General features: G+C 71.0%; 11 protein-coding genes. 10 read left to right on the top strand and 1 reads right to left on the bottom strand.

All coding sequences use genetic code 11. The features are described 5' to 3' along the window. Positions 1-240: 240 nt before the first annotated feature. From ACFXI3_RS14825 to ACFXI3_RS14785, 9 genes are all read left to right on the top strand, one after another. Positions 241-2,574: a hypothetical protein gene (locus ACFXI3_RS14825; RefSeq protein WP_378399905.1), complete on the top strand. Its 2,334-nt coding sequence runs from the start codon at positions 241-243 to the stop codon at positions 2,572-2,574. Continuing rightward, the gene (locus tag ACFXI3_RS14820; protein WP_378399904.1) at positions 2,567-3,544 is read left to right on the top strand and encodes an HAD-IIA family hydrolase; all 978 of its coding nucleotides are present in this window, start codon (positions 2,567-2,569) and stop codon (positions 3,542-3,544) included. The genes ACFXI3_RS14825 and ACFXI3_RS14820 overlap by 8 nt, the downstream gene beginning before the upstream one ends. A 16-nt stretch (positions 3,545-3,560) precedes the next feature. Continuing rightward, on the top strand, positions 3,561-3,767 hold the full coding sequence (locus ACFXI3_RS14815) for a hypothetical protein (protein ID WP_009079580.1): 207 nt from the start codon (positions 3,561-3,563) through the stop codon (positions 3,765-3,767). 5 nt (positions 3,768-3,772) lie between these two features. Further along, positions 3,773-4,591 carry a TlyA family RNA methyltransferase gene (locus ACFXI3_RS14810; RefSeq protein WP_344277583.1) on the top strand — a complete coding sequence of 273 codons (819 nt, stop codon included), beginning with the start codon at positions 3,773-3,775 and terminating at the stop codon, positions 4,589-4,591. Then, positions 4,588-5,517: an NAD kinase gene (locus ACFXI3_RS14805; protein WP_378399903.1), complete on the top strand. Its 930-nt coding sequence runs from the start codon at positions 4,588-4,590 to the stop codon at positions 5,515-5,517. Before ACFXI3_RS14810 ends, ACFXI3_RS14805 begins: the two co-directional genes overlap by 4 nt. A gap of 97 nt (positions 5,518-5,614) precedes the next feature. Continuing rightward, the gene (gene recN / locus ACFXI3_RS14800; RefSeq protein WP_378399902.1) at positions 5,615-7,399 is read left to right on the top strand and encodes a DNA repair protein RecN; all 1,785 of its coding nucleotides are present in this window, start codon (positions 5,615-5,617) and stop codon (positions 7,397-7,399) included. 10 nt (positions 7,400-7,409) lie between these two features. Next, on the top strand, positions 7,410-8,558 hold the full coding sequence (locus ACFXI3_RS14795) for a DUF1266 domain-containing protein (RefSeq protein ID WP_378399901.1): 1,149 nt from the start codon (positions 7,410-7,412) through the stop codon (positions 8,556-8,558). Between the two features lie 102 nt (positions 8,559-8,660). Next, on the top strand, positions 8,661-9,845 hold the full coding sequence (gene steA, locus ACFXI3_RS14790; protein ID WP_344277573.1) for a putative cytokinetic ring protein SteA: 1,185 nt from the start codon (positions 8,661-8,663) through the stop codon (positions 9,843-9,845). Continuing rightward, complete coding sequence (locus tag ACFXI3_RS14785; protein WP_344277572.1) at positions 9,842-10,789, top strand: copper transporter; 948 nt, start codon at positions 9,842-9,844, stop codon at positions 10,787-10,789. The genes steA and ACFXI3_RS14785 overlap by 4 nt, the downstream gene beginning before the upstream one ends. A 215-nt stretch (positions 10,790-11,004) precedes the next feature. On the opposite strand, the gene ACFXI3_RS14780 is transcribed toward ACFXI3_RS14785, so the two are convergent. After that, on the bottom strand, positions 11,005-12,897 hold the full coding sequence (locus ACFXI3_RS14780) for a glycosyl hydrolase family 18 protein (protein ID WP_378399900.1): 1,893 nt from the start codon (positions 12,895-12,897) through the stop codon (positions 11,005-11,007). 393 nt (positions 12,898-13,290) lie between these two features. Here ACFXI3_RS14780 and ACFXI3_RS14775 point away from each other — a divergent pair, with 393 nt between their 5' ends. After that, positions 13,291-14,427, top strand: coding sequence for an acyltransferase (locus tag ACFXI3_RS14775; protein ID WP_378399899.1), 1,137 nt, complete (start codon positions 13,291-13,293; stop codon positions 14,425-14,427).

The following is a 14,427-nucleotide window of genomic DNA, read 5'->3' as shown; positions in this document are numbered from 1 at the left end:
AAGGGTTGTGGGAGAGTAGGACACCGCCGAACTTAACCAAACAGTCTGGGCCCCGGTCGAGAACCCGCAGCGGTTCTCCCGGGGCCCAGACTCATGTTCGCGTCCGCTCGAGCAGGGCGCCGGCCGACCTCAGGGTCCGCCCGCGCGAGGTTGCTCCGAACGGGCCCGTAGGATAGTCAATCGGCCCTCGTAGCGGGGGCCGTCCTCAGAATTCCAGAGTTGTCTATGGCAGGAGGCCAGGTGTCCGAGTTCGGTCGACGTGACTCAGCGGATGAGGGGTCCGGTCGGTCGGGACGCCGCGACCAGGACTCCCGCGGCGGACGGTCCGACGCGCCCCGGGGAGACCGGCGCGGCGCGCGGCAGGACCGCGGCGGGCGGGACAACGCCCACCAGGGCCGGCCCCGCCGGGACGACCGCGGCGCACGCGGTACCGGCGGCTTCGCCGGCCGCCCCGGCCACGGCGACGGTCCCCGCGAACAGCGCGGCGGATACGCCGGCAAACGCGACGACGACCGCGACTTCCGCCCTCGCGGCAAGCGCGACTTCGACCGTCCGCAGGGCAAGTCGTACGGCGACCGCTCCGGCGGACCCGGCGGCAAGTCCTCCTACGGCGACCGCGGGCGTCCGCAGGGCAAGCCGTCTTACGGGGAGCGCTCCGGCGGGCGCTGGAACGACGACCGGCGCGGTGGCGACGACCGTCGTGGCGGGTACTCGGGCGGCGACGACCGGCGTGACAACGACCGGCGCGGCGGCTACGGCGACCGCGACAACCGCGGCGGCAAGCCCGGCGATCGCGATGCGCGCGGCGGCTACCGCGACGACCGGGGCAGCAAGCCGGGCGGATTCCGGGACGACCGGGGCGGCAAGCCCGGCGGGTACCGGGACCGGGACGACCGCGGTCCGCGCGACGGCGGATTCCGTGGCGGGAGCCGGAGTTCCGGTGGATTCCGTGACGATCGCTCCGGTGGGAACCGGGGGGACCGGCGCGACGACCGCGGGTTCCGCAACGACCGGGACGACCGTCGGGACAACCGTTCGGGCGGCTTCCGCAGCGACCGGCGTGACGAAGGCGGCTACCGCGGCGACAACCGGCGGGACGACCGTTCCGGCGGGTTCCGCGACAACCGTCGGGACGACCGGCCGGGCGGTTTCCGCAACGACCGGCGCGATGAAGGCGGTTACCGCGGAGATCGTCGGGACGACCGTTCGGGCGGATTCCGCAATGAGCGGCGCGACGAGGGCGGTTACCGCGGCGGGGATCGTCGGGACGACCGTTCCGGTGGGTTCCGCAGCGACCGTCGTGACGAGGGCGGCTACCGGGGCGACCGGTCCGGTGGGTATGGCGGCAAGCGGCCTGGCGGGGACCGCCGGGACGACCGGCAGGGCGGGTTCCGGCGTGATCGGGACGGCGACTCCGGCGGGTTCCGGAAGGACCAGCGCGACGGTGGTTTCCGCAAGGACCGTCAGGACGACAGTGTCCGGGGGCGTCGCGACGAGGTCGAGGAGACCGCGTCGGCCGCAGCCGGGGAATCGGCGGTGGTCGACGAGGTGACTGCGGGCTCGGGTGCCGAGTCGGGTTCGGTGGACCGCGTCGAAAATGCCGAGGCTGCTGAGGGCCAGGAGCGGCGCGACTCGGACGGGCGCGACGACCGCGAGGACCGGGGCGAGCGGCAGGACCGTCGGGAGCGCGACAACCGCGACAACCGCAGCGACCGTGGCGGTCGTGACAACCGTGGAGATCGCGGTGACCGTCGCGACCGCAGGGACGACCGTCCCCGCACGAAGCGGCCGGTGACTGTCGAGGAGCAGGACGCCGCCCTCGCCCGCGAGCTGCTCGAAGCGCCGGAGCTGCCCGAAGACATCGAGTTCTCCGACCTCGACGAAGAGGTCCGCCGCGAGCTGCGGACCCTGCCGAAGGGGCTCGCGGAGACCGTCGGGAAGCACCTGGTCGCCGCTGGCGGTCTGGTCGACGAAGACCCGGAAGCCGCGCTCGAGCACGCCCGGTACGCGAAGACCAAGGCGTCGCGGGTGCCGATCGTGCGCGAAGGGCTCGGGCTGGTCGCCTACCACGCGGGCAACTGGCAGGAAGCGCTGTCCGAACTGCGCGCCGTCCGGCGGATGACGCGCAGCGACGAGCACATCGCGATCATCGCGGACGCCGAGCGCGCGCTGGGCCGTCCGGAGCGCGTTCTGGACCTCGCCAAGGAGACCGACAAGGAACGGCTCACCAAGGCGACCCAGGTCGAGCTGGCGATCGTCGCGGCGGGTGCGCGGCGCGACCTCGGGCAGTTGGACGCGGCGGTCGTGTCCCTGCAGGGGCCAGACCTCGCAGCGGCCAAGCGCGACCCGTGGAGCGCGCGCCTGTTCTACGCCTACGCCGACAATCTCGAGGCGGCCGGGCGCAAGGAAGAGGCCGTGCAGTGGTTCCTGAACGCCGCTGAGGCCGACGCCGAGGACGAGACCGACGCCGCCGAGCGCGCCGCGGATCTCGCGAACGCGTCGAACGAGGCGAACGGACCGGCCGAGGCAACCGAGCTGAACGAGTCAGGCGAGCCGACCGGGTCGGATGACTGACGTGGCCTACGACGCGCTGCTGTTCGATCTCGACGGCACCGTGTACCACGGGCCGCGGGTGATCGACGGGGCCGCGGAAACCGTGGCCGCCGTGCGCGAGCAGGGCACGGCGGTCCGGTTCGTGACCAACAACGCGTCAAAGGCCCCGTCCGCGGTCGCCGAGCACCTCCGGGACCTCGGCATCACCGCGGACACCGAAGAGGTGCACACAAGCGCTCAGGCGGCAGCCGCGCTCCTGCGGGACCGGCTGCCCGCCGGAGCGAAGGTGCTCATCGTCGGCACGGCCTCGCTCGGCGACCAGATCTCGGCGGTCGGACTCGAGCCGGTGCGGACCGCGGGCGACGACGTTTCCGCTGTGGTGCAAGGACATTCGCCGGAGACCGGATGGGCGGACCTCGCCGAGGCGAGCATCGTGATCCGGGCGGGCGGGCTGTGGGTCGCCACGAACACCGACACCACGCTGCCCACTGAGCGCGGGCTGATGCCGGGCAACGGATCCATGGTCGGGGCGCTGAAAATCGCCACCGGCGCGGAACCGGTGGTCGCGGGGAAGCCGGAGCCGTTGCTGTTCGAAACGGCTGCGCGCTCGGCGAAGGCGAAGCGTCCGCTGGTCGTCGGGGATCGGCTCGACACCGACATCGCGGGCGCGGGCGCGGCGGGTCTCGACTCGCTGTGCGTCCTCACTGGCATCGCGACTCCGGCGACGCTGCTCACCGCGATTCCGGCGGAACGGCCCACTCATCTGGGTGCGGATCTCACCGCGCTCGCGCAGCCGGCGGACGAATTGCGCGTCGGGAAGCGGTCCGGCTGGGAAATCAGCGAAAACGACGTGCTGACCGTTCGCGGCGAAGGGGACAAGCTCGACCTGCTGCGCGCGCTGTGCGATTCGGCGTGGCGCACCGGGGCGACCCGGGTGCGCGCGGAAGGCGACGCGGCCGCGGCGGCAGTGAGCGGGCTCGGGCTCGCCTGACTGGTAGTTTGGGCCTGTGCACCCGAACGTTCCGCGGCCGGTTCCCGGACCCCCGCCGATCCCCGGACCCGGCCCGCAGCAGACTGACCCGCGGGCTGGCATCGACGAGGCCGTCGCCGGGCTCGACGACCTCGACACGCTGCCGCCCGCCGAGCACGTGGACCGCTTCGAGGCCGTGCACACCGAGCTGACCGTGGCCCTGTCCAGCATCGACAAGGTCTGACCGGCGTGGCCAAACGGGCCAGGCTCGACGCGGAACTCGTGCGGCGCGGACTCGCCCGCTCCCGCGAGCAAGCCTCCGCGCTCATCACCGGCGGCAAAGTCACCGTGCGCGGCATGGTCGCCACGAAACCCGCCACCGGCGTGGAAAACGACGCGCCGATCGTCGTGAAGGACGAGGACGACCCGGGCTGGGCGTCGCGTGGCGCGCACAAACTCCTTGGCGCGCTTGAGCGTTTCGGCCCGGAAGGGCTGACCGTCGAAGGCCGCCGCTGTCTTGACGCGGGCGCCTCCACTGGCGGGTTCACGGATGTCTTGCTGCGGGGCGGCGCGGACAAGGTCATCGCCGCGGATGTCGGGCGCGGGCTTCTCGTGTGGAAGCTGCAGACCGACGATCGCGTCGTGGTTCTCGACCGCACGAACGTCCGCAACCTGACGCCGGACGTCCTCGGCGGCCAGGTCGATCTCGTCGTCGGCGACCTTTCCTTCATCTCGCTCAAGCTCGTGCTGCCCGCGCTCGCCGACTGCGCCCGCGACGGCGCGGATCTGGTGCCGATGGTCAAACCGCAGTTCGAGGTCGGCAAGGACCGCCTCGGCAGCGGCGGCGTGGTCCGCGATCCCGAGCTGCGCGTCGAATCCGTGCTGGGCGTGCTCGCCGAGGCCGCGAAGCTCGGCCTGTCGCTGCGCGGGGTGGTCGCGAGTCCGTTGCCGGGGCCGTCCGGGAACGTCGAATACTTTGTGTGGCTCCGCAAAACGGAGGCCGAAGACACCGGCGTCGACGATGCCGAGCGGCTGGTTCGCGCCGCAGTCCAGGAAGGACCTCAGTGACCGCCGAACGTGAAGTGCTCCTCGTGGTGCACCCCGACCGGGACACCACCCGGGAGGCCGCCCGCGAGGTGTCCCAGCGATTCGCGAAGGCCGGGATCCGGCTTCGCGTGCTCGACGAGGACGTTCTCCAGTTGATCGACCCGGACGGCTGCATGGCCAAGCCGTGCACCGTGGTCGCGCCCGAGCACAATCCCGCCGAGGGAGCCGAACTCGTGTTCGTGCTCGGCGGCGACGGAACCCTGCTGCGCGCGGCGGAACTCGCCCGTCCGGCCGAGGTTCCGGTGCTCGGCGTCAACCTCGGCCGCGTCGGCTTCCTCGCCGAGGCCGATTCGGACGCACTCGCCGACGCGGTGCAACGTGTCGTCGACCGCGAGTACCACGTCGAGGACCGGATGACGGTCGACGTCACGGTCACCGCCGACGGCGCGGAGATCTACCGGACCTGGGCGCTCAACGAGGCGAGCGTCGAGAAGTTCAGCCGCGAGCGGGTGCTCGACGCGCTGATCGAGGTCGACGGCCGCCCGGTGTCGTCCTTCGGCTGCGACGGCGTGCTGTGCGCGACGCCGACCGGTTCCACCGCGTACGCCTTCTCCGCGGGCGGGCCGGTGCTGTGGCCGGACGTCGAGGCGTTGCTCGTCGTGCCGAGCAACGCGCACGCGATGTTCTCCCGGCCGCTGGTCGTCTCGCCCGAGTCGGTGATCACCGTCGGCATCGACCCGACCGGCCCGAAAGCCGCGCTGACCTGCGACGGGCTGCGGTCGTTCGACCTTCCGCCGGGCGCGCTGGTGCGCGTCGTGTGCGGCAGGCAGCCGGTGCGGCTGGTGCGGCTGTGGGACGGCGTGTTCACCGACCGGCTGGTGTACAAGTTCGGCCTGCCGGTGCGCAGCTGGCGCGACCGGCGCGGCGGGGAGCGCCCGGGCGGCTGATTCGCGACGCGCCCGCACAAGTGTTCGACCAGCGAAAAGAAGAGTTAGCGGACCTCGGACGCACAGAACGTCGGTGCGGGCCGCTACCGTATGCGTCGTGCTGGCCGAGATGCGCATCCAGGGCCTCGGAGTCATCGAGGAAGCCCTGCTGGAACTGCACGCGGGCTTCACCGTGGTGACCGGTGAGACGGGTGCGGGCAAAACCATGGTCGTCACCGGGCTGCATCTGCTTTCGGGCGGACGGGCCGAGGCGTCGAAGGTCCGGAACGGGATGCTGAAGGCATTCGTCGAGGGCCGGTTCACCGTGGGCAAGGACGACGCGGCCGCCCGCATCGTCACCGATTCGGGGGCCGACGTCGACGAGGACGGCAGCGTCATCGCGCTGCGCACGGTCGCGGCCGACGGGCGCTCGCGGGCGCACCTCGGCGGCCGGTCGGTGCCGGTCGGGGTGCTGGCCGAGCTGTCCGAGCAGGTGATCGCCGTGCACGGGCAGAACGACCAGCTGCGGTTGCTGCGCCCGGCCGAGCAGCGCGCGGTGATCGACCGGTTCGCCGGCGAGGATGTCGGCGGTCCGCTCGCGCAGTACCGCCAGGTCCGCGAGGAATGGCTGGCCGTGCTCACCGAGCTGAGCGAGCGCTCCAACCGCTCCCGCGAGATGGCGCAGCAGGCGGACCTGCTCAAGCACGGGCTGAACGAGATCGACGCGGTCGCGCCCGAGCCGGGCGAGGACGTCGAGCTCACCGAGCAGATCAAGCGGCTCGCCGCGGTCGACGAACTGCGCGCGATGGCCACCGAATCGCACGCGGCGGTGTCCGGCTCGCAAGACGGCGACCCGGACGCGCCGGGGGCGCTCGGCCTGGTCGGCGAGGCGGTGCGACGGCTGGTGTCGGCGGAGGATTCCGCGCTGCGCGACCTCGTGCCGCGGCTGGAGGAGGCCTCCACGCTGTTGAGCGACGTCGGCGCGGAGCTGGGGAGCTACGTCGAGAACCTGGACGCGGACCCGGCGCTGCTGGAGAAGGTGCTCTCGCGCCAGGCCGATCTCAAACGGCTCACCCGCAAGTACGCCGCGGATGTCGACGGAGTGCTGGCGTGGGCCGAGGACGCGCGGCGCCGGCTCGAATCGATGGACACTTCCGAAGAGGCGTTGGCCGGGCTGGCGTTGCGCCGCGACGAGCTGGCCGTGCAACTGGTGGCGCACGCCACCGAGGTTTCCGCTGCGCGCGGCAAGGCGGCCGCTGAACTCGCCACGGCGATCACCAAGGAGCTGTCCGGTCTCGCGATGGGCCAGGCGGAGCTGGAGATCACCGTCGAACAGCGTCCGGCCGAGCACGGCGACCGGCAGGCGCTCGCGATCGACGGACACGCGGTGCACGCGGGCCCGGACGGCGTCGACGAGGTGGAACTGCTGCTGCGGGCGCACAACGGCGCGCCGCCGCTGCCGGTGCACAAGGCCGCCTCGGGCGGTGAGCTGTCGCGCGTGATGCTCGCGATCGAGGTGGTGCTGGCGCACGCGGACACCGTGCAGACGCTGGTGTTCGACGAGGTCGACGCCGGGGTCGGCGGCCGGGCCGCGGTGGAGATCGGACGGCGGCTGGCGCGGCTCGCGCGCACCCACCAGGTTCTGGTGGTCACGCACCTTCCGCAGGTCGCCGCGTTCGCGGACCAGCATTTGGTGGTGGACAAGGGAACCAGCGGCGGCGTCACGCGCAGCGGCGTGAAGACGCTCGACCAGAGCGACCGGGTGCGCGAGCTGGCGCGGATGCTCGCGGGCATGGACGGCACCGAGACCGGCCGCGCGCACGCCGAGGAATTGCTTGCCACCGCGGAGAAAGACAAGGCGAAGAACACCGGAGCGAAGCGCAAGCGCGCGAAGAAGGGCTGAGGCGGATTCCATGACCTGGGCCACGCTGGCCGACGTCGAAGCCGAACTCGCCCGCGCGCGGCGGGAGGACGATCTCGACCGCTTCCTCGAACTCCTCGGCGACGAGGAGCTTTTCGTGCCGATCCACCGGGACGAGGCGGAGCGGCTCGCGCAGGAGCGGACCTGGTCGCCCGCGAAAGCCTGCTGCGCGCACGGCGGCGAACCGTCGCTGCAGGTGTTCACCCGCGGCGCACTGCCGGATTTCGGTGCCGACGTGGTGTTTCTCAGCGGCGATCTCGACTGGGCCACGCACGGTCTCGGCCGCGAGGAACAGGTCGTGTTCAACCGCGGCACGCTCGCCGAATGGCGCGTGGGCGCGAACGCCGTGCTGCCGTGGGTCGACGCGAACCCGCACCGGGTCACCGCGGTGGAGCAGCAGGTCGAACGGCTTTACACGGCCAGGTACGGGCTTCTCGACGGTCCGGTCGCGCACGCGCTCGCGTGCGGCGCGCACCAGGCGGTGCTGTCGGCCGAACCGTGGAACGTCCTCGACGCGCGCTACCACGATTACGTCGCCGAAGTCCGCGGCCTGCGCGACTGGTGGGGCGTCGCGGACGCCGCCAGCTGGCGGGCCGCGATGGACCGGCTGCTCGGCGATTCCTACCAGCTCACCACCGGAAATCTCGTGCTCGTGCTGCGCGCCCGCAGCGGGCTGGCGCTGGACGTCTACGGCTGGGTCGAGCTGGTCCGGCAGTGGTGCGCCGACAACGACGCCGAGGACCAGGCCGAACCGCTCGTCGACGCGGTGCGCCGGATCGTCCGGTACGAACAGAGGTTCCGCGCCGACGGCCTGCTCGCTCCGGACGGCGTGGTGGACAGCATCATCGGCTGGGACGTCGGTCGCGCGGTCGAACTGGCCCGCTGGGGTTTGGCCGTCGGCTATTGCGACGCGCTCACCGCGGAATTGATGGTGCTGGAGGCAGGCGCGATCGCCCGCCGCTACCACGAATCGTGGGCGGAATTGTCCACCGGTTACGTGCTGGGCAGGCTGCTCGCGCTCGACGGCGAGGAATTCGGGCCGGAGTACGTCTCGGCCGCCCGGGTCCGCCACCGGCTGCTGAACGATCCCGCGAGCCCCTGGTCCAACCTCGATTTCGGAGCGGGCGGACCGCACAGTTAACCCCGGCTCCGCGCCCCGCGCGACATGGCTCACCACAACGAGTCATGTCCGCTTCGGCGCGTCGGCTCCGTCCCCAGGCACAAATTTGTCACCATCAGCCACATGAAGCTCACTGGTCTTCTCGCGCGGAACCACGAAGCCCTTCCCGGCGTCATCGGTGTCGCGCGGGTCGACCGGCGCACGCGGGAGCTGCTGCGCCGGGTCAGCGCCGGCGACATCGTCGTGCTCGACCAGCTCGACCTCGACCGGGCCACCGCCGACGCGCTGGTCGCCGCCGAGGTCGCCGCGGTGGTCAACGCCTCGCCGTCGATTTCCGGCCGGTTCCCCAACCTCGGCCCGGAAATCCTGGTGGCGGCGGGCATTCCGCTGATCGACTCGGTGGGCGGCGAACTGCTGCGCACCGTCAAGGACGGCACGAAACTGCGCGTGCACGAGGGCGCGGTCTACCTGGGGGAGCGGCAGCTGGCGACCGGGGTCGAGCAGACCCCGGAAAGCGTCGCCGACCAGATGATCGAGGCCAAGGCCGGGATGTCGACCCAGCTGGAAGCCTTCTCCGCCAACACGATCGAGTTCCTCCGCCGCGAGCGGACGCTGATCCTCGACGGCGTCGGCGTGCCGGAGCTGAAGGTCCCGGTGCGCGACCGGCACGTGCTGGTGGTCGCCGCGGGGACCGGGCACGCCGAGGACCTCAAGAAGCTCAAGAAGTACATCGGCGAGCACCGGCCGGTGCTGATCGGCGTCGACGCCGGCGCGGACACCTTGCGCGCGCAGGGCTATCAGCCCGACGTCATGGTCGGCGACCCGACCGGGATCGGCACCGCGACGCTGCGCAGCGGCGGCGAGGTCGTCGTCCCCGCGCAGCCGGACGGGCACGCGCCGGGCGTCGAGCGGATCCAGGACCTCGGCATCGGCGCGGTCACCTTCCCCGCGACCGGCAACGCCGAGGACCTCGCCCTGCTGCTGGCCGACGCGCACGGCGCGAGCCTCGTCGTCACCGTCGGGTTCCAGGCCACGCTGCGGGAATTCCTCGACCACGGCCGGTCCGGGTCGAACCCGTCCACGTTCCTCACGCGGCTCAAGCTCGGCACGAAGCTGGTCGACGGCAAGGCCGTCGCGACGCTGCACCGCAGCCGGGTGTCGCTCGGCGCGGTCGCGCTGCTCGTCCTCGCCGCCATCGTCGTCGTCGTGGCCGCGCTGCTGGTCTCCGACGTCGGCTCCGTCTACCTCGAGTGGATCCAGCACACCTGGTCCACGTTCGTCGCCTGGGTGAAGGGTCTCTTCACGTGATTTCCCTGCGGTACCACATCGTTTCCATCACCGCGTGCTTCCTGGCGCTGGCCGTCGGCGTGGTGCTGGGCTCGACCGCGCTCAACGGTTCGCTGCTGTCCGGGCTCTCGGACCAGAAGAAAGACCTCGGCACGCAGGTGTCGGATCTCCAGGCGCAGCGCAACGCGCTCAACGCGCGGCTGTCCGACGCGGACGCGTTCGCCGGGACCATGGGCCCGAAGGTCGTCGCGGGCGCGCTCGACAAGCGCAGCGTCGTCATCGTCACCACGCAGGACGCGCGCCCGGCCGACCGCGACGCGCTCAAGAAGCTCGTGGGCCAGTCCGGTGCCTCGGTGACCGGCGAACTGCAGCTCACCAGCGCGTTCACCGACCCGGCGAAGGCCGACCAGCTGCGCGACGTCGTCACGCGGCTGCAGCCGGCCGGGGCGAAGTTCCCGACCGCGGGCGACTCCGGCACGCTCGCCGGCGCGCTGCTCGGCTCGACGCTGCTGCTGGACAAGGCGAGCGCGAAACCGCAGTCGAGCGGCGACGAACTGGCCGCCGCGCTCGGCGGGCTGACCGACGGCGGTTTCGTGAAGCCGAGCCAGGGCGTGCAGCCCGCGCAGCTGGCGATCGTGCTGACCGGCGCCCAGGAGACCGGCGACGGCGCGGGGGACCGGGCGGCGACGATCGCGCGGTTCGCGGCGCAGATGGACCGTTCCGGCGCGGGCACGGTGCTGGCCGGCGACCCGGGTTCGGCCGAGGGGTCCGGTCCGATCGGCGTCGTGCGCGCGGACACGTCGGCGACGTCGATTCTGTCCACTGTGGACAACGCGGATTCGGCGGCAGGCCGGGTGGCGACGGTGTTGGCGTTGCAGGAGCAGCTCAACGGCGGTTCGGGGCGTTACGGCATCGCGGGCAACGCGCAGGCGATCGCGCCGGGCGTGGCCACTTCGGGGAACTGAACGAGAGACTTTTCGCCTCCCGCACAAGAGTCGGCGGCGGTGCTGGATTCCCTTCGAGGGTGGGGGAATCCGGTACCGCCGCCGACTTTGTGCGCCTGCCGCGATCGGGCGGATCCCGGCGGCGTCCCGCGGACAAGAGCCGGCGGCGGCACCGGAATCCCTTCGGGGTAGGGAATTCCGGCACCGCCGCCGTTATTCATGCGCCTGCTGCGGGGTCAGCAGGTGCCGTTGTCAGCCCAGACCGCCGCGCTGCCGGGCTGTTCGCCTCGCGTCCACCACTTGGCGGACCAGCGGTGGCCGTTGAAGGACACCACCGCTCCCGCGTTGTAGGACTGGGAGGTGTTCCACGCCGCCGGGCACGCGGTCGTCGGACCGCCGCCGCCGGAGCAGGCTCCGTTGTCCGTCCACACGTCGGCGCTGCCGGGCTGCTCGCCCTGCGTCCACCACTTCGCCGTCCAGGTGTGGTTGTTGTACGACACGACCGCGCCGCCGTTGTACACCTTGCCGGAGTCCCAGGCCGCCGCCGTGCACTGGCCGCCCGGCGGAGTCGTGGGAGTGGTCGGCGTAGTGGGCGTGGTCGGGGTCGTCGGAGTGGTCGGGGTCGTGGGTGTGGTCGGCGTGGTGGGCGTCGTCGGGGTGGTCGGCGGCGGGCCGGAACAGCCCTCCGTCGGCGCGGCGAGCCCGTCCACGACGGCGTGGAACAGCGTCGAATCAGGGTCGAGGTCGTACAGCGAGAACATCATCGCGCCGCCGAGGCCGTTGCAATGGATGTAATCGGTGCGTGCCTTGATCGACTGTTTCGACGAACCGCCGTAGAAGCTCGTCCCGTCGTAGAACCACGCGGATTGCGTTGTCGGGTCCCAGAACGTCGTCGACGGATTGTCGACCACGCCGGAGAGTTCCTTGTACATCGCGACGCCGGGCACGTTGCCGCTCAACGGATGCGGCGCGGACGGACCGGTCGCTGTCTGGTACAGCCCGTGGTTCGAGCCCGCGGGAACGCCGGTCCAGCCGCGATAGTAGAACGGAATGCCCAAGGTCAGCTTCGAAGCCGGGAACCCGCCGGGGATGCCGTACGCCGGATCGCCTTGCGTGTACGCCTTCATCACCTGATCGATGGTGTATTTCTCGGTGCCCGGCGGGATGGTCGGCGACGGATCGTTCGCCGAGGGGTAGAGCGGGTCCTGGAAGTTCGTCGGACCGGTCTTGTCCCACGCGCCGTGCATGTCGTAGGTCATCGGGTCCGCGAAGTCCATGTACTGGTGGATCTTGTCGGTCTGGATCTTCGCGATCTTGTCCTGGCCGCCGGGCAGGGCGGCCGACAGCGCGTAGTGCTTGCCCAGCGCGTCCATCTGGCTGCGGAACTCGGCGAGCAGCGAGGTGAAGTTCTGGGTGTCGTTCGGGCTGTAGTGGTTGCCCGTGTGGCCGCCGGGGTGCGCCGGGTACTCCCAGTCGATGTCGAACCCGTCGAAGATGTTCGCGGCGGTGCCGGGGCCGCCGAAGCCGCCCGCGTTCGGGATGTTGCCCTTGATGAACATGTCGATGCAGGAGCTCACGAACTTCTTGCGCGAGGCGTCGCTCGCCGCCGCGTCGGAGAAGTACTTCGAATACGTCCAGCCGCCGAGCGACAGCAGCACCTTCAGGTTCGGGTGCCGGGCCTTGAGTTCCTGCAGCTGGTGGAAGTTGCCGACGATCGGCATGTTGTAGGTGTCGGCGGAACCGTCGACGCTGATGTCCGAGCCGAACGACTTCTGGTAGTCGGCGAACTGGTCGCCCGCGCCGTCGCCGGCGTTCGGGTCGTCCTCGCCGCCCGGGTCCGGGGTCGTCGCTTTCGTGGTCTCGAAGCAGGTGAGGTTGTTCGGGTCGATGTTCTCGAAGTCGTAGAGCAGGTAGTCGATGTTGTCGGCGATCTTGTCGACGTTCTTGAGGTAGTAGGCGTTCTGGTAGATGCTCCATTGGTCGAAGTAGGCGATGCGCATCCCTCCCGAGGAGGGCGCGGGCGTCGCGGTGGCCGGGGCGGGCCGGGCCAGGATGGTGAGACCGGCCACGACCACGGCGGCCACGGCGGCGCAGGCCACGGCCAGCGGTCTCAAGGTCCGGTGGGGCATAAGCGTTTCTCCCTCGCACAAGCGAAGTCCGCCCGCCGCACCGGAATGCGCGGCAAGCGTCGGACAACGGGTGATCACTGCAGGAGCGGGGGCCGGCCCGCATTCGAATGTGAACCAGGGCACAGCCGGAGTCAATACTGTGGACTAGACCAATTTCCCGGCCGGGGCGATTTGTGGTGAAGTGTCCGGAAACGCCCGACGAACGGCCTGTTCCAAGCGGGGCGAGTGGTCCGGTGCCGCGGGGTGGCGCCGGTTCACCCGTACGGGTGTGGCTGACCCGACACCCGTTCCGCGCGGCATCAGGCGAGTCTCAGGAAGATCATGGGTGGCTCACAGCTGCGCACGAGAGCCTGGCACCATGAGCGCCAACGACCCCGGGAGCACGGCCGAACGATGACCACTACCGAGATCCCGCTCGTCCGTGCGGACGAGCCGGCGCCCGCCAGGCCGACGCACCTGCGGCAGCTCGATTTGTACCGCGTCGTCACGTTCGCGCTGGTCATCCTCATCCATGTGATCGGCTCCACGACCTTCCAGCAGGACGTCGTCGCCGACGCGATCCAGACGCCGCTGCACCTGACCCGCGAGGCGTTCTTCGCGCTGACCGCGTTCGTGCTCGTGCTGGGCTACCGGGACCGTCCGGTGCCGGCCGGGAAGTTCTGGCGCAAGCGGTTTCCGCTGGTCGCGGTGCCCTACGTGGTGTGGACGGTCATCTACCGGGTTTATTCGCTGATCACCTCGGATCAGCCGTTCGGGTCGATCGGCGCGCAGCTGCGCACGCTCGGGCTCGACCTGCTCACCGGGAACGCCTGGTACCACATGTATTTCATGCTGGTGACGCTGCAGGTGTACCTGCTCTTCCCGTTGCTGGCCAAGCTGTTCGACCTGATCCGCCGCCGTCCGTGGACGGTGCTGGCGGTCTCCGGCACGATCCAGGCGGCGGTGGCGATTTTCATGAGCTACCCGCCCGCCGTGCTGGGCTACGGTTTCGTCAGCCAGTTCTTCGCGACTTTCGTCGTGTACCAGTTCTACATGCTGCTCGGTGCCGCGGCGGCGCTGCACTTCGAGGCGGTGCACGCCTGGCTGCGCACGCATTCGCGCTGGGTGCTGCTGGCGATGGCGGGCGGGCTCGTGATCGCGGAGACCGGCTACTTCGTGAGTGTCCACTTCGGAGAGTGGCCGGAGATGGCGTCGGACGCCTTCCGCCCGTACCTGATCCCGTGGTTCGTCGCGGCGATCGCCGGGATCTACCTGGCGGGCGCGCGCTGGGCGGAGAGCAGGCAGCGCGGCGGGCGGTTCGTGTCCTGGGCGGTGAACCGGTCGTTCGCGGTGTTCCTGACCCACCCGATCGCGATCGCCTTGCTGGATCCGCTGTTCGTGTACGTCGGGGACCGGTTCGGCGCGCCGTGGACGACGCTGGTGGCGTACCCGGCGACGATCGCGCTGACCTTCGGCATCGTCGAGGTGCTGCGGCGGCTGCCGTGGAGCAAGGCGCTGACCGGGCGCGCCCGGGTGCCGGTGCGCGCCTGA

It is taken from the genome of Amycolatopsis sp. NPDC059235, from assembly GCF_042754125.1.
Classification (GTDB): Bacteria; Actinomycetota; Actinomycetes; order Mycobacteriales; family Pseudonocardiaceae; genus Amycolatopsis; species Amycolatopsis albidoflava.
This window is presented reverse-complemented; position numbering and strand designations above follow the sequence as displayed.

Bases quoted from the DNA above. Each gene is read 5' to 3' on its own strand.
- ACFXI3_RS14820 (WP_378399904.1), top strand. From the start codon at position 2,567: ATGACTGACGTGGCCTACGACGCGCTGCTGTTCGATCTCGACGGCACC.
- ACFXI3_RS14795 (WP_378399901.1), top strand. From the start codon at position 7,410: ATGACCTGGGCCACGCTGGCCGACGTCGAAGCCGAACTCGCCCGCGCG.
- steA (WP_344277573.1), top strand. From the start codon at position 8,661: ATGAAGCTCACTGGTCTTCTCGCGCGGAACCACGAAGCCCTTCCCGGC.
- ACFXI3_RS14780 (WP_378399900.1), bottom strand. From the start codon at position 12,897: ATGCCCCACCGGACCTTGAGACCGCTGGCCGTGGCCTGCGCCGCCGTG.
- ACFXI3_RS14775 (WP_378399899.1), top strand. From the start codon at position 13,291: ATGACCACTACCGAGATCCCGCTCGTCCGTGCGGACGAGCCGGCGCCC.